Genomic DNA, 22,960 nt, shown 5'->3' with positions numbered 1-22,960 from the left:
CGGATGATGCGCGACGCGAAGATCACCCAGATCTACGAGGGCACCAACCAGGTCCAGCGCATCGTCATGGCCCGCAACCTCCCGTAACACCCTCCGCGCGGCCCGCCCGACGCCTCAGCGAGCTGGGCAGGCCGTGCCGGACGCGGTGCAGCCCGACGCCGAGGGTGAGGGCGAGCAGCAGCGCCGAGCCGCCGACCAGCGCGGCGAGCCCGGTCTGCCGCCCGGCGGCGTCGGCGCCCCGGACCGTGAGGACGAACGATCCGGTCTGGGCGCTCGCGCCGGTCGCGTTGCCCGCCGGCAGCAGGTACTGGGCCGAGCGCCGGTCGAGCGCGAGCAGGCCGGCGTGGCTGCGGTCCACCTCGTCGCCGGACTGCGCGATGGCGGCGTCGAGCCGGTCGACGGCCGACCGGAGCCCGGCGCTGTCGCCGGGCTCCTCCGGCCGGACCGGCTCGCCCGGCCCGGACCGCGGCACCGCGGCGGCGGCCAGGGCGGCGGCCGCCTGCGCGGCCTGCGCGGCGAGCGCGTCGGCGGCGGAGGCCCGCGCCTCCAGCCCGGCCGCCTGCCGTTCCGCCCCGGCCTCCACCAGCCGGTCCTCGACGGCCCGGGCCGCCAGCTCGGCCGCCTGCTCGGACGCGCGGGCCTCCAGCACCAGCAGCTCGCTGTGCAGCAGCCGGTACGCCTGGGTGTCCTTGACCGTGCCGGGCAGCTGCTCCAGCCGCTCGCGCGCGGCCCGCTCGCGGCGGGCGAGTTCGGAGGCCCGCTCCGCCGCCCCGGCGGAGTCGGCGGCCGCGCCGGCCGCCGCCGTGGACAGGGCCTGGGCGTCGGACGGCAGGTCCTTGAGGGCGGCCGCGCCCTCGGCTGCTCCCGCCGCCACCTGCTGGGCGGCCGGCAGCGCGGTCTGCTGGAGGTCGGTCAGGACCGCCGAGGCCTTGGCCGCGAGGTCCTGCACGGAGGCGCGCGCCTCGTTCTGCAGGGCGGCCACCCGGCTCCCGACGGTGTCGGCGGACGTCCCCGGCAGCTCGGGCCGGGGCAGCTCGGGCCCGGGCGGGGCGAGTCCGGCCGCCGCGGGTCCGGTGGCCGCGGCGGGGCTCCCGGGCGCGGTCGGCGCCAGCGGGGCGACCCCGACCGTGGCCGACGGGACCACCGCGTCGGTGACGTCCGCCTGGTAGCTCACCGACTGGTCGACCCCGCCGAGCGGGTCGAAGAGGAACAGCGACCACGCGGCGGTGCTGGTGCCCCGGCCGGTGGCGTCCGGAGCGACGGTCGCCCCGGGCGCCCGGACCGCGGCGAACCCGGCGGGCAGGGCGACGGTGACCGTCGCGGCGAGCGGGACGGGCGCCGCGACCGAGCGGCTGTCCGCCGCGCCCTGCACGGTGGTGAACGTGACCCGGGTGGGCGCCGTGGTGGTGTTCTCGATCCGGTAGGTGACGGTGAGCCGCCCGGACCTGCCGACGACGTCCCGGGCGGGCAGCTCCTCGCCGTCCAGCCGGTAGGTCGCCGAGACCTTCACCGGCAGCTGCGCGCGGTCGAAGTCGGAGACGGTCCGCCGGGTGGCGGTGCCGTTCAGGTCGAGGTGCCACACCGCCTCGCCGTCGACCACCGGGGGCCGGCCGGAGCCGGCCAGGTCCCGCAGGCCGGACGTGGCCATCGGCACCCTCAGGTCGGCCGGACCGTGGCCGACCGCGGTGACCTCGGTGAACACCTTCGGCGTCCCGGTGACCTCCCCGGTGGCGGCGGCCGACGCCACCACCGTCTGGGAGACGCCGACCCAGGTCCCGTCCTCGGGGCCGGGGGGCTCGCTCGCCCACGCGGGGGCGGCGGACGGCAGCACGGCCAGGGCGAGCGCCGCGGCGCCGCGCCGGACCCGGGCCGCCGTCATCGCTCGACCAGCTCCAGCCCCAGCAGGCCGGAGGCCGTGAAGCCGAGCGAGAAGCCCAGGAAGATCCCGGTCGCCCCGGCGCGCAGCGTCGCCAGGTAGGTGCTCGGCGCCGCCTGGAACAGCGGCTCGGTGACGCCGTAGACCGTACCGACACCCAGCAGCAACAGGACGAACCACGCCCGGCTGCGGACCGCCGCCGCGACGGCGGTGACCAGGACGAACAGCACGCCGACCACCACCGCCGACCACTGCCCGGTATACGGCAGCAGCCCGCCCCGCGCCACGTACGAGGCGGCGGCCAGCAGCAGCCCGACCGAGAAGGCCGCGATCCGCTCGGCCGGGTTCGCGCCCGGCACCAGCCCGACCACGGTGCCCGTCACCAGGCCGAACACCGTGTACGCGAGCACCGGCGCGCCCAGCCGGCCGGGCAGCAGGTAGGTCGCCGCGGCGGCCGCGGCGAGCACCGACCCCCCGACCAGGACCGGCGGGGCGAACACCCCCCGCTTCGTCCGGGCCCCGAAGACCGGCTTGCGAACGCCGCGCTGGAACAGGGCGGCGCAGGCCGCCGCCGCGAAGAGCAGGTTGATGCCGCAGAAGGCCAGGCCCTGGAGGTCGTCGTAGCGGGCGAGGGTGAACCAGAACGCCGACAGCCCCAGCAGGCCGGCGATCCACAGCAGGTCGCCGGCCCAGACCCAGCGGCGCACCCCGAGGCCGGCGAACGCCGTCACCGTCACCAGCGCGCCGCAGAGCAGGCCGCCGAGCAGGAACGCGGGGTCGCGCGGGTTCCGCCCGTAGTGCTCGACGACGAAGGCGAGGGCGAGGGACGGCGTGCCGAGGGCGAGCGCGCAGAGCGCGATCCCGGGGGAGAACGGGCTGCCCGCGAACGGGGGGAAGTGCGCCGCCCGGCGGGTGCCCGGGTGCAGCAGGAAGCAGAGGCCGAGGGCCGCGAGCACCGCGTTCGGCCAGGTCCGGAACGCGACGGCGGCCAGGCCGAGGACGGCCGCCCACCCTGCCCAGTACGCCCACCGTTCGAGCCGCAGGAGCCCGAAGCCGGCCACCACCATGGACGTCCCGAGGCCGACGTGCGCGAGGTCGGCCCGTCCCAGCAGGATCTCCAGCGCGCCCGCGAGGAACAGCCACCAGACGCAGCCCGTGACGGGGAGCAGCGCGGAGTCCGACGCGCCGGCGGATCCGTCCGCGTCCGCGACCGCGTCCGGGGTGGCTGCCGCCTCGGGGTCTGACTTCGCCATGGCCGTCGCCCCTTTCCAGGAGCAACGTAACCGACCTCCGCCGGTCAGCCCGGGCGGGGCACGCGGAGTGGACGGACTTTCATACCGGCCCCCCGAGTGCCCACCTGGAAGGGCGTCACTTGGTGTCGGGCACCGGGGCGTCGTTCTTCAGCGCGTCGAACACGGCCTTGGACTTGGTCGGGTCCCACTTCACCGCGGACTCGCCGGTCGGGGTGCGGAAGTCCGGGTTGCCGATCGGCACGGTGATGGACTTGCCCTGGCCGCCGGAGACCTCCTTCATGGCGAGGAACAGCGAGCCCAGGTCGGTCAGGCCGGCGTCGTCGTCCACGATCAGGGTGCCGAGGCCGGAGGAGACCATCGGGTAGAAGACGAACGGGTTGAGCAGGGTGGCCGGGGAGGCGGCCTGCTTGGCCAGGGCGGAGAGGAACTTCTGCTGGTTGCGCATCCGGCCGAGGTCCTGGTCCGCCTCCTGGTGCCGCTGCCGGACGAAGGCGAGCGACTGGGCGCCGGTCAGGGTCTGGCAGCCGGCCTTCAGGTTCAGGCCGGAGTCCTTGTCGGAGACGGCCTTGTCGATGCACATGTCCACGCCGCCGGCCGAGTCGACGATGCCGACGAACCCGGCGAAGCCGATCTCCGCGTAGTGGTCGATGTGCAGGCCGGTGTTGGCCTCCACGGTCTGCACCAGCAGCTTCCCGCCGCCGGTGTTGAAGGCGGCGTTGATCTTGCGGGTGGCGGCCGGGATCGTCTTGCCGCTGCCGCTGGTGTCGGGGTGCGCCGGGATGGTGACCCAGGAGTCGCGCGGGATCGACATCAGCGTGTTCCCGTTGTCGCCGATGTGCAGGATCATCATCGAGTCGCTGCGCTTGCCCTGCGCGGAGCCGGTGTGGAGCGAGTCCTCCTGGGCGTCCGTGAGGCCCTGCCGGCTGTCGGAGCCGACGATCAGCCAGTTGGTGCCCTTGCCCTCGGCCGGCCGGTTCGGGTAGTCGGCCAGCACGTTCTCGTGGTTGAGCTTGGAGTCCGCCCAGAAGTAGGTGGAGACGCCGGTCACCAGCAGCGCGCCGACCACGGCCAGCGCGGCCACCTTGATCTTCCGGCGGCGCGGCCAGCGCGAGCGCGCCGCGCCGGCGGGGGCGCCGGGCGCACCCGGGCCGCCCGGGGTCGCCGGGCCGTACGGCGGCTGCCCGCCGGGGCCCGCGGGCTGCGGCCGGCCGGGCTGCGCGGCGGGCTGCCCGTACTGCTGCGGCTGCCCGTACGGGGGCTGCCCGTGGCCGGGCTGCGGCTGCGCCTGCCCGGCCGGCCGGCCGTCCGGGCCGAGCGGGTCGACCAGGGTGCGGTCCTCGCCGCTGCCCCGGCGCTGCCGCGGCGGCTGCGGGGGCTGCTGGGCGAGCGGGGCGCTCGCACCGCGCGGGTTCAGCTCCGGCGGCAGCGGCGGCTCGGCGGGGGCACCGCCGTGGCCGTGCGCCGCGTCACTCCGACCGTACGAGCCACCGCCGCCCGGGCGGTCCTCCTGCCACGTGTTCATGGGGGAGAGGATGCCCGAAACCCGGGCCCCGCAGTGCTTCCGGGTCGCTGACCGGGCCTCTTGTATCCGTTTTGATGCAGGGGCCGGACCGTTCCGGGCCATGTTCACCTGCTGGATGCGGCCTTGACCCTCCGAAACGGCCCGTGTTTGCATGACCCGTATGGAGCAGCGAAGGATTCTCACCCGTCGGCGCCACGTCGACCTGGGTCGCGTGTCCCGTTCGCTGTGTCGTGGCTGACCGCTCCCGCCGTCCCCCCACCCACCCCGCCCCACGAGGTGTACCCCCATGGCCACGATCCTCTCCGTCTCCGGCTCCCCGTCCCGGACCTCCCGCACCAGCCGGCTGCTGCGCCACGTCGACGCCCGGCTGATCGCCCACGGGCACGACGTGGTCCCGCTGGAGGCCCGTGAACTGCCCGCCGAGGCCCTGCTGCACGCCGACTTCGCGCACCCGGCGATCGTCCGCCTCGCCGAGCTCTTCGAGCACGCCGACGGCGTGGTGATCGGCACCCCGGTCTACAAGGCCGCCTACTCCGGCCTGCTGAAGACCCTGCTGGACGTGCTGCCGCAGCACGCGCTGCGCGGCAAGTCCGTGCTGCCGCTGGCCACCGGCGGCTCCACCGCGCACGTGCTGGCGGTCGACTACGCGCTGCGCCCGGTGCTCAGCTCGATGGGGGCCGAGCACATCAGCCGGGGCTGGTTCGTCCTGGACCGGGACATCGCGGTGCGGGACGACGGCTCGACCGCGGTCGAGCGGGAGACGGACGTCCTCCTCCACCCGGTGGTGGACGCGTTCGCGGCCGCGCTCGACCGGCACACCGCGCCACTGGTCGCGGGCTGACCTGCCGCAACGCCCTCCGGAGGGCCGGCGACCCTCAGGCCCGGGCCCTCGTCCCCTAGGGGGAGCCCGCGCCCAGCCCGTACATCTCCCTGCCACCGGTGTTCCTCCCGGGGGTGGATGACCCCGCCCGGGGCTGCTCCTACGGTTGGTGTCATCCCCAAGGACCCCCGCCGGAGGGTGGTGCTGGCACCACCATCAAGACGGATGCCCACACCATTCCGCGGCCCGGGTCGCGACCGGCAGGCTTGGGGCGACGGGTGGACACCACAGAGGGAGATTCCAGTGACGACGGCAGCGAACGCCGTGCAGACGACCGCGACCATCGCGGCCTCGGCCCGGCAGGTGACCAAGGCGTACGGCGCCGGGGAGACTCGGGTCACGGCGCTGGACGCGGTCGACGTGGACATCCACCGCGGTCGCTTCACCGCGATCATGGGCCCGTCCGGCTCCGGCAAGTCGACCCTGATGCACTGCCTGGCCGGCCTCGACACCGTGACCGAGGGGCGGATCTGGATCGGTGACACCGAGATCACCGGCCTGCGCGACAAGCAGCTCACCAGGCTCCGGCGGGACAAGATCGGGTTCATCTTCCAGGCGTTCAACCTGCTGCCCACGCTCAACGCCCTGGAGAACATCACGCTGCCGATGGACATCGCCGGCCGCAAGCCCGATGCCGCCTGGCTCGACCAGGTGGTCTCCACCGTCGGCCTGGCCGACCGGCTGAAGCACCGGCCGACCCAGCTCTCCGGCGGCCAGCAGCAGCGCGTCGCGGTGGCCCGGGCGCTGGCCGCCCGGCCCGAGATCATCTTCGGTGACGAGCCGACCGGCAACCTCGACTCCCGCTCCGGCGCCGAGGTGCTGACCTTCCTGCGCCGCTCGGTCGACGAGCTGGGCCAGACCATCGTGATGGTCACCCACGACCCGGTCGCCGCCGGGTACGCGGACCGCGTGCTCTTCCTCGCCGACGGCCGGATCGTCGACGAGATGCACGCCCCGACCGCCGACTCCGTCCTCGAACGCATGCGCCGTTTCGACGGCAAGCGCACCAGCTGAGCCGGGGCCGGGAAATCATGCTGCTCAAGACCTCACTGCGGAGCTTCCTCGCCCACAAGGGGCGGATGGTGCTCTCCCTGCTGGCCGTCGTCCTCTCGGTGGCCTTCGTCTCCGGCACGCTGGTGTTCTCCAACACCGCCACCGCCACCTTCGACCGGCTGTTCGCCTCCACCGCCTCCGACCTGAAGGTCCAGCAGGCCAAGGGCGAGCTGTCCGACGGCGGCAACGGCGGCAAGCCGCGCACCGTCCCGATCGCCACCCAGGCCAAGCTGGCCGCCGAGCCCGGCGTGAAGAGCGCCGTCGGCAGCGTCTTCAGCGAGTCCAACGTGCTGGTCGACCCCGCCACCAACAAGTCGGTCAGCCCCACCGGCGGCGCCCCGACCTTCGTCGGCAACTGGACCGACAGCCCGCGCAAGACGGTCGACATCACCTCCGGCCACGCCCCGCAGGGCGCCGGCGAGATCGTGCTGGACGCCGACACCGCCAAGAAGGCCGGCCTCGGCCTCGGCGGCAAGCTCCGGGTCATCGCCCAGACCGGCAACCACGACTACACCATCGCCGGCATCGCCACCTTCCGGACCACCAACCCCGGCGCGGCCCTGGCCTTCCTGGACACCCCGACCGCCCAGCAGGACCTGCTCGGCGAGACCGCCTACACCTCCGTCGAGGTGTTCGGCGACGGCAGCCGGACCAACGACCAGCTGAAGACGGCCGCCCTGGCCGACCTCGGCAGCGGCTACCAGGCCCAGACCGCCAAGGAGCAGCAGGAGGAGAGCGCCAAGGGCGTCGGTTCCTTCCTCGGCTTCATGAAGTACGCCATGCTCGGCTTCGCCGGCATCTCGCTGCTGGTCGGCGGCTTCCTGATCATCAACACCTTCTCCATGCTGGTCGCCCAGCGCACCCGGGAGATCGGTCTGCTGCGCGCCGTCGGCGGCAGCCGCGAGCAGGTCAACCGCTCGGTGCTGATCGAGGCGCTGCTGCTCGGCGTGCTCGGCTCCACCCTCGGCCTGGCCGGCGGCCTCGGCCTCGCCGTCCTGCTCATCCAGCTGATGAAGGCCGTCGGGATGAACCTCGACGCCACCTCGCTGGCGATCGACTGGACGGTCCCGGTCGCCTCGTACGGGGTCGGCATCCTGATCACCGTGATCGCCGCCTGGATCCCGGCCCGCCGGGCCTCGCGGATCTCCCCGATGGCCGCCCTGCGCGACCACGGCACCCCGGTCGAGGGCGCCGCCAACCGCCGCCGGGTCGTCATCGGTACCCTGGTCACCGCCCTCGGCGCCGCCGCCATGGCCGGGGCCGCCGCCAGCAGCGAGGGCGGCACCGCCGGCCTGCTGCTCGGTCTGGGCGTGCTGCTCTCCCTGGTCGGCTTCGTGGTCCTCGGCCCGCTGCTGGCCGGCGGCATCGTCCGGGTCCTCGGCGCGGCGCTGCCCGCCCTGTTCGGCCCGGCCGGCAAGCTCGCCCAGCGCAACGCGCTGCGCAACCCGCGCCGCACCGGCGCCACCGCCGCCGCCCTGATGATCGGCCTGGCCCTGGTCACCGGCGCCTCGGTGGTCACCGCCTCGATGGTCAGCTCCGCCAACGCCAAGGTCGACAGCACGGTCGGCGCGGACTACGGCATCAACAGCCAGGTCCAGGGCCCGGGCGGCGCCTTCACCCCGGCCATGGTCGAGGCGGTCAAGGCCACCAAGGGCCTGGCCACCGTCACCGAGGCGAAGCAGCTCCCGGCGCGGTTCACCCTGCCCGACGGCAAGCAGCTGGAGGACGGCGTCACCGCCGTCTCCGGCAACTTCGCCGAGAACTTCGCCATCCCCGTCACCGCCGGCTCGATCGACAGCGCCATCAAGGACGGCGGGCTGCTGATGCCGGAGAAGGTGGTCACCGAGCACAACCTCAAGATCGGCGACAAGATCACCGTCGACTACGGCAACGGACACACCCAGACCCTCCCGCTCGGCGCCGTCCCCCAGCGCGGCAACCTCTTCGGCGACAGCCCGCTGGCCTCGATCGACGCCGTCACCAAGGCCGTCCCGGCCACCGAGCTGCCGCTCGACCAGGCCCTCTACGGCCGCGCGGCCGCCGGCGCCGACAAGACCGCCGTCTACAACGACCTGAAGAAGTCGCTGGAGAGCTACCCGCAGGTCGCCGTGTTCGACCAGGCGGGCTACAAGGACCTCGTCCAGTCGCAGGTCAACCAGCTGCTCTACATGATCTACGGCCTGCTCGGCCTGGCGATCGTGGTCGCGGTGCTCGGCGTGGTCAACACCCTGGCGCTGTCGGTGGTCGAGCGGACGCGGGAGATCGGCCTGCTGCGGGCCATCGGCCTCTCCCGCCGCCAGCTGCGCCGGATGGTCCGTCTGGAGTCGGTGGTCATCGCCCTCTTCGGCGCGGTCCTCGGCACGGGCCTCGGCCTCGGCTGGGGCATCACCGCCCGCCAGGTGCTCGCCGACCAGGGCCTGGACATCCTGACCATCCCGACCGGCACCATCGTCAGCATCCTGATCGGCTCCGCGGTGGTCGGCCTGTTCGCCGCCCTGGTCCCGGCCTTCCGGGCCGCCCGGATGAACATCCTGGCCGCCATCGCCACGGACTGACGCCGCCTCACCGGCCGCCCCGAGGGGCGCGAGGCTCTGCCCACCCGCAGAGCTCCGCGCCCCTCGGGCGCGTTCACGGGCAGCTGATCGCCGTCCCGGTCTCCGCGCTCACCCCGCCCGTTCCCGCCGTCGCCCCCGCCGCCGAGGCGCCCGCCCCCGCCGAGGCGCCCGCCCCCGCCGAGCCCGCTGCTGCCGCTGCCGCACCCGTTCCCGCACCCGTCCCCGCCGTCGCCCCGCCCGTCGACGGGTCCGCCGCAGCGGGTGCCGCCCCGGCCACCCCCCGGTAGTCGGCGCCGACCACCACCTGGAGGGTCGCCCCCAGCCCCGGGACGGCCACCGCCTCCGCGCCCGGCAGGGCGGCCAGCAGCGTCTTCGAGGACTCGTCCCACCGCGGGTCGTACCGCACCACCGTCCGCCCGACCGGTGTCGGCCCCGCCTCCGGGCCGGCGTTGGACGGCGTCCCGGTGGTCGCGAAGCCGGCCTTCCGCAGGTCGCCGTCCACCCGCGAGCCGAGCCCGGACACCCCCGCGCCGTTGAGCACCTGCACCCGGATCTGGGCGGGCGGCACCGTCCCCGCCGCGACCGGGGTGGCGGTCGTGGAGGGCCCGCCCGCCGGGGTGACCGCCCGCCCGGTCAGCGACTTCCCGGTGCGCATCGCGTCGAACAGTGCCTTGGCGCCCTTCTCCTCCCAGCGCACCGCGGAGCCCCAGCCCGGCACCTGGTAGTCCACGTCCGCGATCGGCACGGTGGTGAAGTCCGCGTTGGCCGCGGAGAGGTCCTTGAGCCGGCCCGCCAGCTGCAGCAGGTCCTCGGTGGAGAGGTCCTTGTCGGCCTTGACCGACCTCAGCACGGTGTCCACCAGGCCGGTCAGCCTCGCCGGGTCGAGCAGCGTGCCGCCGGAGGTAGCCCGGTGCAGCAGCTGGGCCAGGAAGCGCTGCTGGCGGTGCATCCGGCCGAGGTCCGAGCTGCCGTCCACGTGCCGGGCCCGGACGTACTTGAGCGCGCCCGCGCCGTCCAGCCGGGTGGTGCCGGCCGGCAGGTCCAGCCCGGAGTACTCGTCCTTCAGCGGCTTGGCGGTGCACACCTCCACCCCGCCGACCGCGTCCACCGTGGCGACGAAGCTGAGGAAGTTGACCTGGAGGTAGTGGTCGATCCGCAGCCCGGTGTTCTGCTCGACGGTCCGGACGGTGAGCGGGGCGCCGCCCATGCCGTACGCGGCGTTGATCTTCCCCTTGCCCGCCGCGACCTGACGGCCGCTCACCCGGTCCTTGTGTGCGGGGATGTCCACGTACGAGTCGCGGGGGAGGGAGACCACGTTGGCCCGGCCGCCGTCGTCGGCGAGCTGAATGATCATCATGGTGTCGGTGCAGTGGCAGGATTCGCCGCCCGCGTGCAGCACGTTCTTCAGGGTGGCCTCGGGAATGCCCTCGCGGTCGTCGGTGCCGACCACCAGGAAGGTGGTCACCCCGTCGTCCGCCGGACGGTCCCGGTCGCCGCCGAAGGCGTCCACCCGGTCGATCGCGTCGCCGACCCCGTTCAGCACCACCCAGCCGCCGCACGAGGTGGCCAGGATCGCCAGTGACACGGTGCCGGCCGCCCAGCGTCCCCAACGGCGCCGGGAGGACGGCGGGGCGTGACGGTCGGACGGCGCAGTACGGGGCATTCTCCGGATCGTAGGCGTGCGTCCCGCCCGTTTCCCGGACGGCGCGCCGCAGTCGGACGAGGGCGGTGAAACGTTCCGCCGCGATGGTCACCGGGTCGACGCACCTCGCATCTGACAAGGCCGGGGCGCCGCCGGTACGCTCGGGCGCGATGAACACCAAGGCTGCTGAGGAGCTGCCGGCGGTCTCCGTGATCATGCCGGTGCTGAACGAGGAACGTCACCTCCGTACCGCCGTCCGCCGGATCCTCGAACAGGACTACCCGGGCGAGTTGGAGGTGGTGATCGCGCTCGGCCCGTCCGGCGACCGGACCGACGAGATCGCCGCCGAACTGGTGGCCGAGGACCCCCGGGTCCGGACCGTGCCGAACCCCACCGGCCGCACCCCGGCCGGGCTGAACGCGGCCGTCCGCGCCTCCAGCCACCCCGTCGTGGTCCGGGTGGACGGCCACGGCCTGCTCACCCCGGGCTACATCTCCACTGCCGTCCGCCTGCTCGACGAGATGGACGCCGCCAACGTCGGCGGCATCATGCACGCCGAGGGCGAGACCGAGTGGGAGAAGGCGGTCGCCGCCGCCATGACCTCCAGGATCGGCGTCGGCAACGCCTCCTTCCACACCGGCGGTCTGGCCGGCCCCGCCGACACGGTGTACCTCGGCGTCTTCCGCCGCGAGGTGCTCGCCGCGCAGGGCGGCTACAACGAGGAGTTCGTCCGCGCCCAGGACTGGGAGCTGAACTACCGGATCCGCCAGGACGGCGGGCTGATCTGGTTCACCCCGCAGCTCAGGGTGACCTACCGGCCGCGTCCCAGCGTCCGCGCGCTCGCCAAGCAGTACAAGGACTACGGCCGTTGGCGCCGGGTGGTGACCCGCTACCACCGCGGCTCCGTCAACCTGCGCTACCTCGCCCCGCCGGCCGCCCTGCTCGGCGTGCTCGGCGGCCTGGTGCTCGGTGCCGCTCTCCACCCGGCGTTCCTCGCCGTCCCGCTGCTCTACCTGTGCGGGCTGCTCGGCGGCGGCGCGGTCGCCGGCCGGGGCCTGTCCGCCCGGGCCCGGGTCCGACTGCCGGTCGCCCTCGCGACCATGCACCTCAGCTGGGGCTTCGGCTTCCTCACCTCGCCGCGCTCGCTCGCCCGCAAGGTGATCGCCAGCAAGGCCCCGGCCCCGATGAGCCCGGTCTCGTCCTGACGACGTAGCTGCCGCCGTTTCCCCCTCGGCGCCGCCCCGCAGCCGCTATCTTCGCGGCATGGGGAGCACTGAGGGGGCGGCCGCCGCCCGCATCCAGCCGAGCGCGGACGTCGACGACCGGGCGGTGATCGGTCCCGGCACCACCGTCTGGCACCTCGCCCAGGTCCGCGAGGACGCCGAGATCGGCGCCGACTGCATCATCGGGCGCGGCGCGTACGTCGGTCCGGGGGTGAGGCTCGGAGACCGCGTCAAGCTCCAGAACCACGCCCTGGTGTACGAGCCCGCCGTGGTCGAGGACGGCGTCTTCGTCGGCCCCGCGGCGGTCCTCACCAACGACCTCTACCCGCGCTCGGTGGACGTCGACGGCAAGCTCAAGCGCACCGACGACTGGCACGCCCAAGGGGTCACCCTGCGCGAGGGCTGCTCGATCGGCGGCCGCGCCGTCCTGGTCGCCGGCGTGACGGTGGGCCGCTGGGCGCTGGTCGCCGCCGGGGCCGTCGTCCACCGCGACGTCCCCGACTTCGCGCTCGTCGCCGGCGTCCCGGCCCGCCGGATCAAGTGGGTCGGCCGGGCCGGCGAGCCGCTCCTGCCCACCGACGACCCCGGCACCTGGCGCTGCCCCCGCACCGGCGAGGAGTACCGCGAGCACGAGGGCACGCTGACCGAGGCCGACCCGGCGCCTACTGCTTGAGCGCTCCGCCGGTCTTCGCCTGGGTGCAGCTCTCGTCGTCGCCCTGATGGGTCTTCACGTCCGTCGGCAGTGCGCTGGGCACCGGCGCCGGGGCGGCGGCCGCGGTAGAGCCGAAGTCCGCGCCGAGGGTGACGGTGACGCCGCGTCCGCCGCCGCCGACCGCCACCGAGCCGGCGGGCAGTCCGAGGGCCGCGGCCACCGCCTGCGCGGCCGCCTTCTGGTCGGCCTGCGCGTACCGGACGGTGCTGGCCGCCAGTCCGGTCGGTGCCCCGCTGCCCGGCTTCGCCTGGTAGCCGAGCCCGGTCAGGGTCTTCGCGGCCGTGGTGGCCAACTGCGGGCGGGTGGTGCCGTTCAGCACGGTCACGGTCACCCCGCGCGGGTCCACCGCCGGAGCGGCCGGCGCCGAGGACGCGGGTGCGGGCGCCGCCGCCGGGGACGAGGGCGCGGCCGAGCCGCCGGTGTGGTCCTCGCCGCCGCCGAGCGTGCGGTCCGCGAGGACCAGCGCGAACAGCTGGTCCGCCTGCGGCTGCACCATCCGGGCCTTCTCCTGCAGCGCCGGATCGGGATCGTCCTTGGTGTACTCCACCACGGGCTGCACGAAGGTGACGTCCGAGGGCTTCACGTTCCGCAGGTCGGTGGCGAGCCCGACCAGCTTGGTGGTGCCGGCGAGCGCGTCGTCCACGGTGATCGACTTGGTGGCGGCCTCGACGACCGGGAACGCCTTGGTCGGGTCGAGCAGCGTCCCCTGCGCGGTGACCTTGCGCAGCAGTGAGGCGAGGAAGGCACGCTGCATCGAGAAACGGCCGACCGAGCTGCCGTCCTGGACGGCGTGCCGGGTGCGGACGAACTGCAGGCCCTGCTCGCCGCTGAGGTGGCTGCGCCCGGCCGGCAGGTCGAGCTGCGACTCCCGGTCCTTGACCGGGGTGCACAGGTCGACGTCCACGCCGCCGACGGCGTCGGTGAGCTGCTTGACGCCCTCGAAGTTGACCACCATCCAGTGGTCGATCTTCAGTTTGGTGATGGCCTGCACGGTGTCCTGGACGCAGCCGGGGCCGCCGTGGGACATCGCCTCGTTCAGCGGCCGGTGCTTGCGCGCGGGGTGGACCGTGCCGTCGGGCGCGACGCACTTGGGGTGGTCGATCAGGGAGTCGCGCGGCAGGTCGATGGCGACGGCGGCCCGCCGGTCGGGGTAGACGTGCAGGACGATGTTGACGTCGTTGTTGCCGAGGCCGACGTTGTCCCGGTCGCCGTAGGCGCCGTTCAGGCCCTTCCGGCTGTCGGTGCCGATGACCAGGATGTTCATCGCGACCCGGCCCTGGGCGTCGGCGGCCCCGGCGGGCGGCGGTTCGTTGCCGGCGCCGAGCGGGGCGTGCTGGATGTTGGAGTCCAGGTGCCGGATGTACAGGTACGCGCCGCCGCAGCCGGCCACCAGCAGCAGCCCGGTGGTCAGCGCGACCGGCTTGAGCCACCGCCGCACGCCGGTGGCGCGCCGCCGCCGTCGCCCGCCACGTCCGGCGGCTCGTCCGGAGGTCTGCTCGGGGGCCCGCCCGGCGGCCCGGCCGGGTTCCTGTCCGGCGCGCCGCCTCGTGGCCGCCCGCCCGCCGTCGACCGGTATCGCGTGCGTCGCGCCCGTCGGTTGGTCGCTCGTCATACCGGTGTCCACGCTCCGGCGGACGGGCAGGTTACGAAACCGATCGACCCCGCACGGAAGTGACCGCTGGCCGACGCTACTTGGCGCAGACGTTCTCGTCGTCGGCCTGGACCCGCTGGAGGTCCTTCGGCGCCTCGGTGGGTGCCGCCGCGGCGACCGCGCTGGTGGTGCCGGTGGCGTAGTCCTTGCCGACCACCACGACCAGGCCGTCCTTCGCGCCGAGCTTGGAGCTCTGCTGCGCGGCGCTCGCGGGCAGGCCGAGCGCGGCGGCCACCGCCGCGGCCTGGTCCGCCTTGCCGGCCGGGTACTGGACGATGCTGGTGGCCGTCGGGTCGGCGTTGCTGCCGGGGGCGGCGAGGGTGAAGCCCTTGCCCTGGAGCGCGGTCGCGCCCTTGGTGGCCTGCTGGGTGACGCCGCTGCCGTTGCGCACGGTGACCTTGACGGTCTTGGCGTCGACCTGCGGCACGGCGGGTGCCTCGGTGGTCGGTGCGGCGGCGGGCGCGCTCGCGGCCGGCTGCGGGACGTCGGTGAGCGACTTGTCCCCGGCGATCATCGCGAACAGCTGCTTGGCGTCCGGGTCCTTGAGGACGAGCCGGCCGCTCTCGCCCTTCTCGGTGGAGTCCAGCACCGGCACGGTGGTGAAGGTGATGTTCTTGGTGTTCACCTTGGCCAGGTCGAGCGCCAGGTCCTTCAGCTTGTTGACGTCGTTGATCTTCGAGTCGACGGTCAGCGCCTTGGTGGCGGCGTCGGCGAGGTTCCACAGCTTGGTCGGGCTGGTCAGGGTGTCGCTGCTCTTCATCTTGCGGATCATCGAGCTGATGAACTGCTGCTGCAGCGGAATGCGGGTCAGGTCGCCGCCGTAGCCGACCGCGTGGCGGGTCCGGACGAAGGCGAGCGCCTCGTCGCCCTGCACCACGTGCTTCCCCTTGGACATCTTCAGGTGCGAGCCGGGGTCGTTGATGTCCTTGGCGGCGCACACCTCGACGCCGCCGACGGCGGTGGAGAGGGTCTTCACGGCCTCGAAGTTGACCATCATGAAGTGGTCGATCCGGACGCCGGTCATCTTCTCGACCGTCTTCCAGGTGCAGCCGGGGTCGCGGCCCTCCTGGCCGAGGCTCTCGTTGAACATCGCCCGGGCGCTGCCGGCGATCTTCTTGCTGCCGGTCTGGCACTCCGGGACGGTCACCATCAGGTCGCGCGGGATGGACATCACCGTGGCGTTGGAGCGGTCCTTGGAGACGTGCATCAGCAGCGTGGTGTCGGCGTGTCCGGTGCTGCCCTCGTCGCCGTACTCGCGGCCGAGGCCGACCCGGCTGTCGGTACCGATCACCAGGATGTTCATCGCGTCGGTGACGCCCTGCGGGCGTTCCGCGTCGCTGCCGACCTGGACGTCGACCGAGGAGATGTTCTGGTTGAAGTGCTGGTACGCGTAGTACGCGCCGCCGCAGCCGGCCACCAGCACCAGGGCGGCCACCCCGGCGGTCCACTTGAGGGCGCGTCGGCGGCCGCGCTGCCGTCCGGCCCGTCCGGTCCTCGCGCCGCGGCGCCGGGCGGCCCGGCCGCCGCCGGCCGCGGGCTCGGGCGCGCGCCGCGGAGCGGGTTCGCGGACGCGCTCGGTGCGGGGGGTGCGCGGGGTCGGAACGGTGGCGGCGTTCAGGTCCAGGCGGAACTCGCCGGTCTCGGGGTCGAGCACCCACTGATCGGCCGGGTCGACGCCGTGCGGGTACGGGTCCGCCAGGCTGTTCGTGTTCCGGTGTCCGCTGTTCACCTCGGACACCCTAGACGAGCATCGGTCGAACTCCGCCGGCTTGTGACGGCCGTCACCGCCCCGACTGAGGGCAAACCGGACATAACCGTTGACCGATCTTCACATCGCATGCTCATCTTCGTGATCCGGACGAGTCCGGCAAGGACGGGCAGAAGCCGCGCCCCGACGTCAGTGCATGCCGCAGGTGTCCTGGTCGGCGGTCCGCCCCTCCAGCACCGGACTCGATCCGGCGAATCCGGAGGCCGACGGTGACGGCAGCGCGGTCGGGTCCTCCAGCACCTCGCCCTCCTCCGAGGCGGGCGCCGCATCACCCGCGCCGGGCGCCGCGCTCGCGCTCCCGTCCGCGCCGGGAGCCGCGTACCCGCTCGCCCCGGCACTCGGCCGAGCGCTCGCACTCGCACCCGGCCGAGCACTCGCACTCGCGCTCGGACCGGCGCTCGGGCTCGCCGCGTACGGCTTGACCGCCACCTGCTGGTCCGCCCGCAGCGCCGCGAACAGTTGGGCGGTCTGCGGCTGCACGAACTCGTCCCGGTTGGCGTTCAGCTGGTACGCCCGGCGCGGCGCGGTCAGCAGCGCCACGTTCGACGGCGCCATCCCGCGCAGCTCCTGCGCCAGGTCGTACAGCGAGCCCAGCGAGGAGAGCTCCGGGTCCGCCTTCACCGCCGAGGTCGCCGCGTCCAGCAGCGGCCACAGCCTGGCCGGGTTGAACAGCACCCCCTGCGACTGCACCTTGCGCAGCAGCGACGCCAGGAACTGCTGCTGACGTCCCATCCGCTGGGTGTCGCTGCCGTCCCCGATCGTCTCCCGCACCCGGACGTACCCGAGCGCCTGCTCGCCGGTGAGCGTCTGCCGTCCGGCGGCGAGGTCCAGCTTGGCGTTCCGGTCGTGGATCGCCCGCGGCACGCACACCTCCACGCCGCCGACCGCGTCCACCATCCTCTTGAAGCCGGTGAAGTCCAGGATCAGGTGGTGGTCGACCCGGATCCCGCTCAGCCGCTCCACCGTGCGGATGGTGCAGGCCGGGCCGCCCAGTTCGAACGCGGCGTTGAACTGGGTGACCTGCTGCCGGGTCCGGGTGCCGTTCGGCAGGTCGCAGGCCGGCACGGTCACCATCACGTCGCGCGGGATCGACACCGCCGTCGCGTGCCGCCGGTCCGCCGCCAGGTGGAGCAGGATCGTGGTGTCCGACCGCTGCCCGCCGGCCTCGCCGTAAGCGCCGTTCGCCCCCGTGCGGTCGTCGCTGCCGATCAGCAGGATGTTCTCGGCCTGCCCGTCGCCGCGGTCCGGCCGGTCCGAGGCCCGGCCGAGCAGCGTGCCGGTCATCCGGTCGGCCTCGATGTTGCCGTTCAGCTTCCGGTACGCGAGCCAGGCCAGTGTCCCGGTCGCCGCCATCACCAGCGCCAGCGTCCCGCCGGTCAGCGCGATCCAGTGCCGGCGCACGAAAGAGCGGCGCCCCCCGCCCTGGTCGGTCGGGGGGCGCTCGCCGGTGTCCTGCTCCTCTTCCATCGCGGGGATCCCTACCCCGCGGGTACCGGGCCGGAGATCAGCTCAGCCGAAGAGTCACCCGTTCGGCGTCGATCCGCTTCTCCCACTGTTCGTCCGTCAGACCGTCGGAGTTCCGGCAGAGCACCACCGAGGCGCCGGCCGCCAGCGGTGCCAGCAGCCCGGCCTCCAGGCCAGACCAGTCGTCGAAGGACAGCGTGGAGAGCACCCGGCTCTGCGTGCCCAGCCCGAGCCGGGCCGCGCCCTCCCGGGCCAGCGCCACCGACTGCTCGCCGGACAGCTTCAGCGGCAGCCCGTCGATCAGCGTCTCCAGCGCGGGGGAGTTGGGGTCGACCGGCGAGTACGGCGCGAAGCGGTCGCCCTGGCCCGGCACCTCGGCCGCGTAGTCCAGGAACCCGTCCGGCCGCTGCGGGAACCGGCCGCCCAGCGGACGCAGCGCCAGCGCCACCCGCTCGCCGGAGCACTCCTGCGCCGCCGCCAGCCCCTCCGGGCCGCTCACCACCAGGTCCGCGTCGGCAGGTTCGCCGCCCGGCACCGCCGTGACGCCCACCGACCAGCATGCCAGCAGCCAGACCGCGGTCTGCCAGTGCGCGGGCAGCAGCAGCGCCGCCCGGTCGTCCGGGCCGGCGTTCAGCTCGTCCTGGAGAAGGTTGGCGGTCTTCGCCACCCAGTTGTCGAAGGTCTTCGCCGACAACTCGACCCGTTCACCGGTCGAGTCGTCGTAGAAGGTGATCAGGGGACGGGACGGATCGGCATCGGGGGCCCCGGCGCGCAGATAGGCGTGCAGCAGCTCGGCGGGCGTGCGGGCATCGGCAGCGAAAGGCGCAGTCATGGTGCAGTCCACCCTAATCCCTGCGACCCCGCCCCCGGGAGACCGTCATCGGTGCAGACCACCACGGTTGTCCGCCCCCGTGCGTATCGTTCATCCCGATATCGGCGGAAGGCGGTGGATCATGCCCGGCACGGTGCGGCAGTGGCACCCCCCGTACCCCCTCGACCTCGGGCGGACGCTCTTCCCGCTGCGCCACGGCCCCGCCGACCCGGCGTACCGGACCACGCCGGACGGCGCGGTCTGGCGGGCCTCCCGGACCCCGGCCGGGCCGGGCACCCTGCGCGTCGCCCCGGCGGCCGGGGCGGTCGAGGGCCGGGCCTGGGGGCCGGGCGCCGAGTGGCTGCTCGACCGGCTGCCGGAGCTGCTCGGCGCGGCCGACGACCCGTCGGCCCTCACCCTGCCGCCCGGCCCGCTGCGCGAGGCCCAGCGCACCTTCGCCGGGCTGCGGCTGACCCGGACCGGCCTGGTGCTGGAGTCGCTGGTCCCCTCGATCCTGGAGCAGAAGGTCACCACCGACGAGGCGTACCGCGCCTGGCGCACCCTGCTGCGCGACTTCGGCACCCCGGCGCCCGGCCCGGCCGGCGCCGAGGGGATGCGGGTCGCGCCCTCGGCCCGGGAGTGGACGCTGATCCCCAGTTGGGAGTGGCACCGGGCCGGGGTGGACCCCAAGCGGTCGGCCACCGTGCTGCGCGCCGCCCGGCTCGCCGCCCGCCTGGAGGAGGCCTCCGGCTTCGACCACGCCGACGCCTTCGCCCGGCTCACCGCCGTCCCGGGCATCGGGATCTGGACGGCCGCCGAGACCCTCCAGCGCTCCAACGGCGACGCCGACGCCGTCTCGGTCGGCGACTACCACCTGCCCAACCTGGTCGGTTGGGCGCTGGCCGGCCGCCCGCGCAGCGACGACGCCCAGATGCTCGAACTCCTGGAGCCCTTCCGGCCGCACCGCTACCGGGTCTGCCGGCTGCTGCGCCTGACCGCCTGGCACGCCCCGCGCTACGGGCCGCGGCTGACCCCCAACGACCACCGCAACCGCTGACCACCGCAACCGCCGACCGCAGCTCGGCCGACCGCGGTCGGCTGACCGCGGGTCAGCGGACCGCGACGAAGGCCTCCGCGTCGCGGGCCGGGCGGTGCCGCGGGGCCTCGGCGGGGCGGCCGACGGCGACGGCGCCCATCGGGTCCCAGCCGTCGGGCAGGTCGAGCACCTCGCGGACGGTGTCGCGGCAGAACATGGTGGAGGAGACCCAGGCCGAGCCGTAGCCCTCGCCGGTGAGCGCGACCAGCAGGTTCTGCACCGCGGCGCCGATCGCCACGGTGAACATCTCCCGCTCGGCCCCCGCCCGGCGGGCGTCGGGGTAGGCGTGCGAGCCGTCCATCACCAGGCACGGCACCACCAGGTACGGCGCGGCGCGCAGCACGTTGCCCCGGGCGGTCCGGCGCGCGATCTTCTCCGTGTCCCAGCCGTCGAGCTCGCGCAGGTCGCGCTGCCAGGCGGCGAGCATCGCGTCCAGCAGGCGCTCGCGGACGCCGGCCGACTCCAGCAGCACGAAGCGCCACGGCGTGGTGTGGTGCGGGGCGGGCGCGGTGACGGCCGCGGCGACCGCACGGCGGACGGCGTCCGGGTCGACCGGTTCGGCGGTGAAGGAGCGGACCGTCCGCCGCAGGGTCACGGCCTCGCGCAGCGCCTCGGAGGTGCCGAGCCGGAACATGTCGTCGGCGGCCGGCCGGATCAGCGGCCGGACGCCCTCGCCGTCCTCCTCGGTGACCAGCGCGCCGAGGCCCCGGACCACCGCGACCGGGGTGCCGGTGGCCTTGCCCTTCACCAGGTCGCCGGCGGCGGCCAGTTCGTCGGCGGTGGCGGTCACGGTCAGGGTGAGCTCGTTGCCGTGGCTGTCGGTACGGCCCCGGTGGTCGGCCAGCACGGGCAGGCCGGCGGCGCCGATCGCGACGTCGGTGAGCCCGTTGCGCCACGGGCGGCCGAAGGTGTCGGTGATCAGCACGCCGAGCCGACGGCCGGTCAGCCGCTGCAGCGCGGCCCGCAGGGCGCGGGCCGAGGCGTCCGGGTCCTCGGGCAGCAGCAGCACGGTGCCGGGCGCGGTGTTGGACGCGTCGACGCCGGCGGCCGCCATCACCATCCCGTTGCGGTTCTCGACGATCCGGGCCTTGCCCCGGCGGGCCACCACCCGGACGGTCTCGGCGTCGATCGCCGCCTCCCGGTCGGTGGCCCGCAGGATCCGGCCCTCGGCCTTGCTGACGATCTTCGAGGTGACCAGCAGGACGTCGCCGTCCTGGAAGTCGCCCGCCTTGGCGATCAGTTCCGCCAGGTCGGCGCCGGGCTCGACCTCCGGCAGCCCGGTGACCGGCAGCACCGCGACCCCGTCCGGCACGGCCGCGTCCGCCGCGGCCCCGTCCGGTGCCGCGGCCGTCACGCCCGGACCTCCTCGGCGAGCGCGAGCGCGGCCCGCGCCATCTCCGCGGTCGCCGCCACGTCCGTCATCAGCAGCGGCACCGCGCGGCAGCGGATCCCCGCCTCCTCGACCGCCGCCACCGACCCGGCGTCGGCGGCGTCCACCAGCCAGCCGTCCAGCAGCTCGGAGCCGTAGTGCGCGGCGACCGCCGCCGCGCTGCTCTCCACCCCGACGGCGGCCAGCACCTTGTCCGCCATCCCGCGCACGGGTGCGCCGCCGACGATCGGGGAGAGCCCCACCACCGGCGCGGACGCCGCTACCAGTGCCTCCCGGATGCCCGGCACGGCGAGGATCGTGCCGATCGACACCACCGGGTTGGACGGCGGGAGCAGGATCACGTCCGCCGCGGCGATCGCCTCCAGCACCCCGGGCGCGGGCTTCGCGGTGTCCGCGCCGACCGGGACGATCGCCTCGGCGTCGACCGCCGCGTGCAACCGCACCCAGTACTCCTGGAAGTGGACCACCTTCGGGGTGCCGTCCTCGGTGATCCGGACGTGGGTCTCGACCCGGTCGTCGCTCATCGGCAGCAGGCGCACGCCCGGCTGCCAGCGCACGCACAGCGCCTCGGTGACCTGGGAGAGCGAGTACCCGGCGGTCAGCATCTGACTGCGCACCAGGTGGGTGGCGAAGTCCCGGTCGCCGAGCCCGAACCACTCGGGGCCGACGCCGTACTCCTTCATCTCCGCCTTGATGGACCAGGTCTCGTCGGCCCGGCCCCAGCCCTGCTCCTCGTGGATCCCGCCGCCGAGGGTGTACATCAGGGTGTCCAGGTCGGGGCAGACCTTCAACCCGTAGAGGTGGATGTCGTCCCCGGTGTTCCCGACGACGGTGATCTCGTCCCCGGGCGCCACCGCCTCCTTCAGCCCGCGCAGGAAGCGCGCCCCACCGATCCCACCTGCCAACGCAACGATCCGCATGGGGATCATCCTGCCTCAACGGTCCGCCGTGACGCTCCGCTCCCGGTCCTGCGTGTAGTGGTTCATCTCGACCAGGCCCGGGGTGTAGAGGTGGATGCTGACCGCCGGCTCCAGCGCGGCGTTGACCACCTCGTGCAGGTAGCCGGCCGAGTAGACCCGCTGCCCGCCGGGCGCCAGCGTGCGGGTGGCCTCGCCCTCGCCGGTCAGCGAGCGCTCGGTCAGCTCGCCCTGGACGACGGTCATCACGCCGGCCGAGCGGCCGTGGTCGTGGAAGCCGCTGCTCTGCCCGGGCAACCAGCTGAGCAGCCAGACCTCGTACCCGGGGCCGGTCTCCAGCCGCGCGTACCAGCGGGTCAGCGCGTCGTACCGGACCAGCGGCTCCCAGCGGGCGCGGTCGGCGGCGATCTCCCGGACGAGCTGCGCGTACCCGCCGATGGTGGTCGGGTGCGCGGGCAGGTCGGTGCGGGCGAGGTGCGGGAAGGCGAGCGGGTCTCCGGCGATGGAGACGTCGCTCAGCCCGTCGATCCACTTCACGGCCGGGCCGGCCGTGACGGCGGCGGCGTGCTTCTTGCGGTCTCGGTTCCGCTTGCGGGGGCGGGGCATTCGCATGGCGTGACGTCCTCGGGTTCGGCTGATGACTGGCGGGCTCAGCCGACTCCGCAGGAGCGTTCAGGGGGACTGTCGCGCGGGCGGCCTCTGATCCGGGGCGGCGCGCGGTGGGACGCGTGCGCCTAGATACAGGAACAGAGGCGACAACAGCGGGAGGACGAGTTCACGGCAGCACCGAGCAGCGCCTGGCGGCGGCTCTGGTGGGCGGGGAACTCTGACATGCGTGCAAGCAGACCGCAACAGGGCTGCGGGTGTCAAGGCGATCCGACGGACATTCAGGTCACAGAACGCCTGAACCACCGGATGGAGTGATAAATCACCCTTGATGTTTCGATGCGAAGATCGCCGGGAAGGGAGGCGGTGACCCCGTCGGTTCCGGGGCGTCGGGCAACCGGATCAGTCGTTCCGGGCGTCCCTCCCGAGCGGAGGGGGAGTCGGGTGGACCCGGGTTGACGACGGGTCAGCGACCAGGTCGAATGTCCGGGATGTCCGGATATGTACACTAATGGTGACGGCTTGGTTCCGGGGAGTGAAT

At 74.1% G+C, this 22,960-nt stretch carries 18 protein-coding genes; 7 read left to right on the top strand and 11 right to left on the bottom strand.

What is annotated here, in order from left to right; genetic code table 11:
* Window positions 1–87, top strand: an 87-nt coding sequence (locus tag ACGFX4_RS38230; RefSeq protein ID WP_157846636.1) for an acyl-CoA dehydrogenase family protein, incomplete at its 5' end; no start/stop codon positions are given.
* Here the strand turns inward: ACGFX4_RS38230 and ACGFX4_RS38225 are convergent.
* The 3 genes from ACGFX4_RS38225 to ACGFX4_RS38215 all read right to left on the bottom strand — a co-directional run bounded on the left by ACGFX4_RS38225 (window position 65) and on the right by ACGFX4_RS38215 (window position 4,651).
* Window positions 65–1,879, bottom strand: a complete 1,815-nt coding sequence (locus ACGFX4_RS38225; protein WP_393085173.1) for a hypothetical protein — start codon at window positions 1,877–1,879, stop codon at window positions 65–67. The two genes, ACGFX4_RS38230 and ACGFX4_RS38225, sit on opposite strands and share 23 nt — an antisense overlap.
* Window positions 1,876–3,129, bottom strand: coding sequence for a hypothetical protein (locus tag ACGFX4_RS38220; protein ID WP_393085170.1), 1,254 nt, complete (start codon window positions 3,127–3,129; stop codon window positions 1,876–1,878). The genes ACGFX4_RS38225 and ACGFX4_RS38220 overlap by 4 nt, the downstream gene beginning before the upstream one ends.
* A gap of 115 nt (window positions 3,130–3,244) precedes the next feature.
* A complete protein-coding gene (locus tag ACGFX4_RS38215) occupies window positions 3,245–4,651 on the bottom strand; it encodes an LCP family protein (RefSeq protein WP_393085168.1) in 1,407 nt (468 codons plus the stop codon).
* Window positions 4,652–4,937: 286 nt separating this feature from the next.
* Here ACGFX4_RS38215 and ssuE point away from each other — a divergent pair, with 286 nt between their 5' ends.
* The 3 genes from ssuE (at window position 4,938) to ACGFX4_RS38200 (ending at window position 9,139) form a co-directional block, all read left to right on the top strand.
* Complete coding sequence (gene ssuE / locus ACGFX4_RS38210) at window positions 4,938–5,492, top strand: NADPH-dependent FMN reductase (RefSeq protein WP_393085165.1); 555 nt, start codon at window positions 4,938–4,940, stop codon at window positions 5,490–5,492.
* A gap of 321 nt (window positions 5,493–5,813) precedes the next feature.
* Window positions 5,814–6,545: an ABC transporter ATP-binding protein gene (locus ACGFX4_RS38205; RefSeq protein ID WP_345701859.1), complete on the top strand. Its 732-nt coding sequence runs from the start codon at window positions 5,814–5,816 to the stop codon at window positions 6,543–6,545.
* Between the two features lie 14 nt (window positions 6,546–6,559).
* Entirely contained in the window at window positions 6,560–9,139 is a 2,580-nt protein-coding gene (locus ACGFX4_RS38200; RefSeq protein ID WP_393085180.1) for an ABC transporter permease, read from the top strand.
* Between the two features lie 73 nt (window positions 9,140–9,212).
* On the opposite strand, the gene ACGFX4_RS38195 is transcribed toward ACGFX4_RS38200, so the two are convergent.
* Window positions 9,213–10,802 (bottom strand): LCP family protein, encoded by a 1,590-nt coding sequence (locus tag ACGFX4_RS38195; protein WP_393085162.1) that lies wholly within the window; start codon window positions 10,800–10,802, stop codon window positions 9,213–9,215.
* 149 nt (window positions 10,803–10,951) lie between these two features.
* Here ACGFX4_RS38195 and ACGFX4_RS38190 point away from each other — a divergent pair, with 149 nt between their 5' ends.
* Together ACGFX4_RS38190 and ACGFX4_RS38185 are read left to right on the top strand one after the other, a co-directional pair.
* Complete coding sequence (locus ACGFX4_RS38190; RefSeq protein WP_393085160.1) at window positions 10,952–11,986, top strand: glycosyltransferase family 2 protein; 1,035 nt, start codon at window positions 10,952–10,954, stop codon at window positions 11,984–11,986.
* A 58-nt stretch (window positions 11,987–12,044) separates the two neighbouring features.
* A complete protein-coding gene (locus ACGFX4_RS38185; RefSeq protein ID WP_393085157.1) occupies window positions 12,045–12,677 on the top strand; it encodes an acyltransferase in 633 nt (210 codons plus the stop codon).
* Here the strand turns inward: ACGFX4_RS38185 and ACGFX4_RS38180 are convergent.
* From ACGFX4_RS38180 to ACGFX4_RS38165, 4 genes are all read right to left on the bottom strand, one after another.
* Window positions 12,667–14,328, bottom strand: a complete 1,662-nt coding sequence (locus tag ACGFX4_RS38180; RefSeq protein ID WP_393085154.1) for an LCP family protein — start codon at window positions 14,326–14,328, stop codon at window positions 12,667–12,669. The genes ACGFX4_RS38185 and ACGFX4_RS38180 overlap by 11 nt on opposite strands.
* 76 nt (window positions 14,329–14,404) lie before the next feature.
* A complete protein-coding gene (locus ACGFX4_RS38175; protein ID WP_393085151.1) occupies window positions 14,405–16,096 on the bottom strand; it encodes an LCP family protein in 1,692 nt (563 codons plus the stop codon).
* 168 nt (window positions 16,097–16,264) lie between these two features.
* A complete protein-coding gene (locus tag ACGFX4_RS38170; RefSeq protein ID WP_393085147.1) occupies window positions 16,265–17,602 on the bottom strand; it encodes an LCP family protein in 1,338 nt (445 codons plus the stop codon).
* 37 nt (window positions 17,603–17,639) lie between these two features.
* Window positions 17,640–18,431 carry a TIGR03089 family protein gene (locus ACGFX4_RS38165; protein WP_393085144.1) on the bottom strand — a complete coding sequence of 264 codons (792 nt, stop codon included), beginning with the start codon at window positions 18,429–18,431 and terminating at the stop codon, window positions 17,640–17,642.
* A gap of 121 nt (window positions 18,432–18,552) precedes the next feature.
* Between ACGFX4_RS38165 and ACGFX4_RS38160 the strand changes: the two genes are divergently transcribed.
* Window positions 18,553–19,467, top strand: coding sequence for a DNA-3-methyladenine glycosylase family protein (locus ACGFX4_RS38160; RefSeq protein ID WP_393085142.1), 915 nt, complete (start codon window positions 18,553–18,555; stop codon window positions 19,465–19,467).
* 52 nt (window positions 19,468–19,519) lie between these two features.
* On the opposite strand, the gene ACGFX4_RS38155 is transcribed toward ACGFX4_RS38160, so the two are convergent.
* Genes ACGFX4_RS38155 through ACGFX4_RS38145 form a run of 3 tightly spaced genes read right to left on the bottom strand, consistent with a single transcriptional unit; the run spans window position 19,520 to window position 22,425 of the window.
* Window positions 19,520–20,860, bottom strand: a complete 1,341-nt coding sequence (locus tag ACGFX4_RS38155) for a coenzyme F420-0:L-glutamate ligase (protein ID WP_393085139.1) — start codon at window positions 20,858–20,860, stop codon at window positions 19,520–19,522.
* Window positions 20,857–21,816 carry a 2-phospho-L-lactate transferase gene (gene cofD / locus ACGFX4_RS38150; protein WP_393085136.1) on the bottom strand — a complete coding sequence of 320 codons (960 nt, stop codon included), beginning with the start codon at window positions 21,814–21,816 and terminating at the stop codon, window positions 20,857–20,859. The genes ACGFX4_RS38155 and cofD overlap by 4 nt, the downstream gene beginning before the upstream one ends.
* 15 nt (window positions 21,817–21,831) lie before the next feature.
* A complete protein-coding gene (locus ACGFX4_RS38145) occupies window positions 21,832–22,425 on the bottom strand; it encodes a cysteine dioxygenase (protein ID WP_393085133.1) in 594 nt (197 codons plus the stop codon).
* Window positions 22,426–22,960: the final 535 nt, after the last annotated feature.

The organism is Kitasatospora sp. NPDC048365 (assembly GCF_043200835.1).
Classification (GTDB): Bacteria; Actinomycetota; Actinomycetes; order Streptomycetales; family Streptomycetaceae; genus Kitasatospora; species Kitasatospora terrestris.
The sequence above is the reverse complement of the archived record's forward strand: the minus strand, read 5'-3'. Positions and strand labels throughout refer to the sequence as shown.

What these genes read in the sequence shown, in the direction of transcription:
- ACGFX4_RS38145 (WP_393085133.1), bottom strand. Translation starts at nt 22,425, where the DNA reads ATGCGAATGCCCCGCCCCCGCAAGCGGAACCGAGACCGCAAGAAGCAC.
- ACGFX4_RS38220 (WP_393085170.1), bottom strand. Translation starts at nt 3,129, where the DNA reads ATGGCGAAGTCAGACCCCGAGGCGGCAGCCACCCCGGACGCGGTCGCG.
- ACGFX4_RS38190 (WP_393085160.1), top strand. Translation starts at nt 10,952, where the DNA reads ATGAACACCAAGGCTGCTGAGGAGCTGCCGGCGGTCTCCGTGATCATG.
- ACGFX4_RS38165 (WP_393085144.1), bottom strand. Translation starts at nt 18,431, where the DNA reads ATGACTGCGCCTTTCGCTGCCGATGCCCGCACGCCCGCCGAGCTGCTG.
- ACGFX4_RS38160 (WP_393085142.1), top strand. Translation starts at nt 18,553, where the DNA reads ATGCCCGGCACGGTGCGGCAGTGGCACCCCCCGTACCCCCTCGACCTC.
- ACGFX4_RS38170 (WP_393085147.1), bottom strand. Translation starts at nt 17,602, where the DNA reads ATGGAAGAGGAGCAGGACACCGGCGAGCGCCCCCCGACCGACCAGGGC.
- ssuE (WP_393085165.1), top strand. Translation starts at nt 4,938, where the DNA reads ATGGCCACGATCCTCTCCGTCTCCGGCTCCCCGTCCCGGACCTCCCGC.
- ACGFX4_RS38215 (WP_393085168.1), bottom strand. Translation starts at nt 4,651, where the DNA reads ATGAACACGTGGCAGGAGGACCGCCCGGGCGGCGGTGGCTCGTACGGT.
- cofD (WP_393085136.1), bottom strand. Translation starts at nt 21,816, where the DNA reads ATGCGGATCGTTGCGTTGGCAGGTGGGATCGGTGGGGCGCGCTTCCTG.
- ACGFX4_RS38185 (WP_393085157.1), top strand. Translation starts at nt 12,045, where the DNA reads ATGGGGAGCACTGAGGGGGCGGCCGCCGCCCGCATCCAGCCGAGCGCG.
- ACGFX4_RS38180 (WP_393085154.1), bottom strand. Translation starts at nt 14,328, where the DNA reads ATGACGAGCGACCAACCGACGGGCGCGACGCACGCGATACCGGTCGAC.
- ACGFX4_RS38225 (WP_393085173.1), bottom strand. Translation starts at nt 1,879, where the DNA reads ATGACGGCGGCCCGGGTCCGGCGCGGCGCCGCGGCGCTCGCCCTGGCC.
- ACGFX4_RS38195 (WP_393085162.1), bottom strand. Translation starts at nt 10,802, where the DNA reads ATGCCCCGTACTGCGCCGTCCGACCGTCACGCCCCGCCGTCCTCCCGG.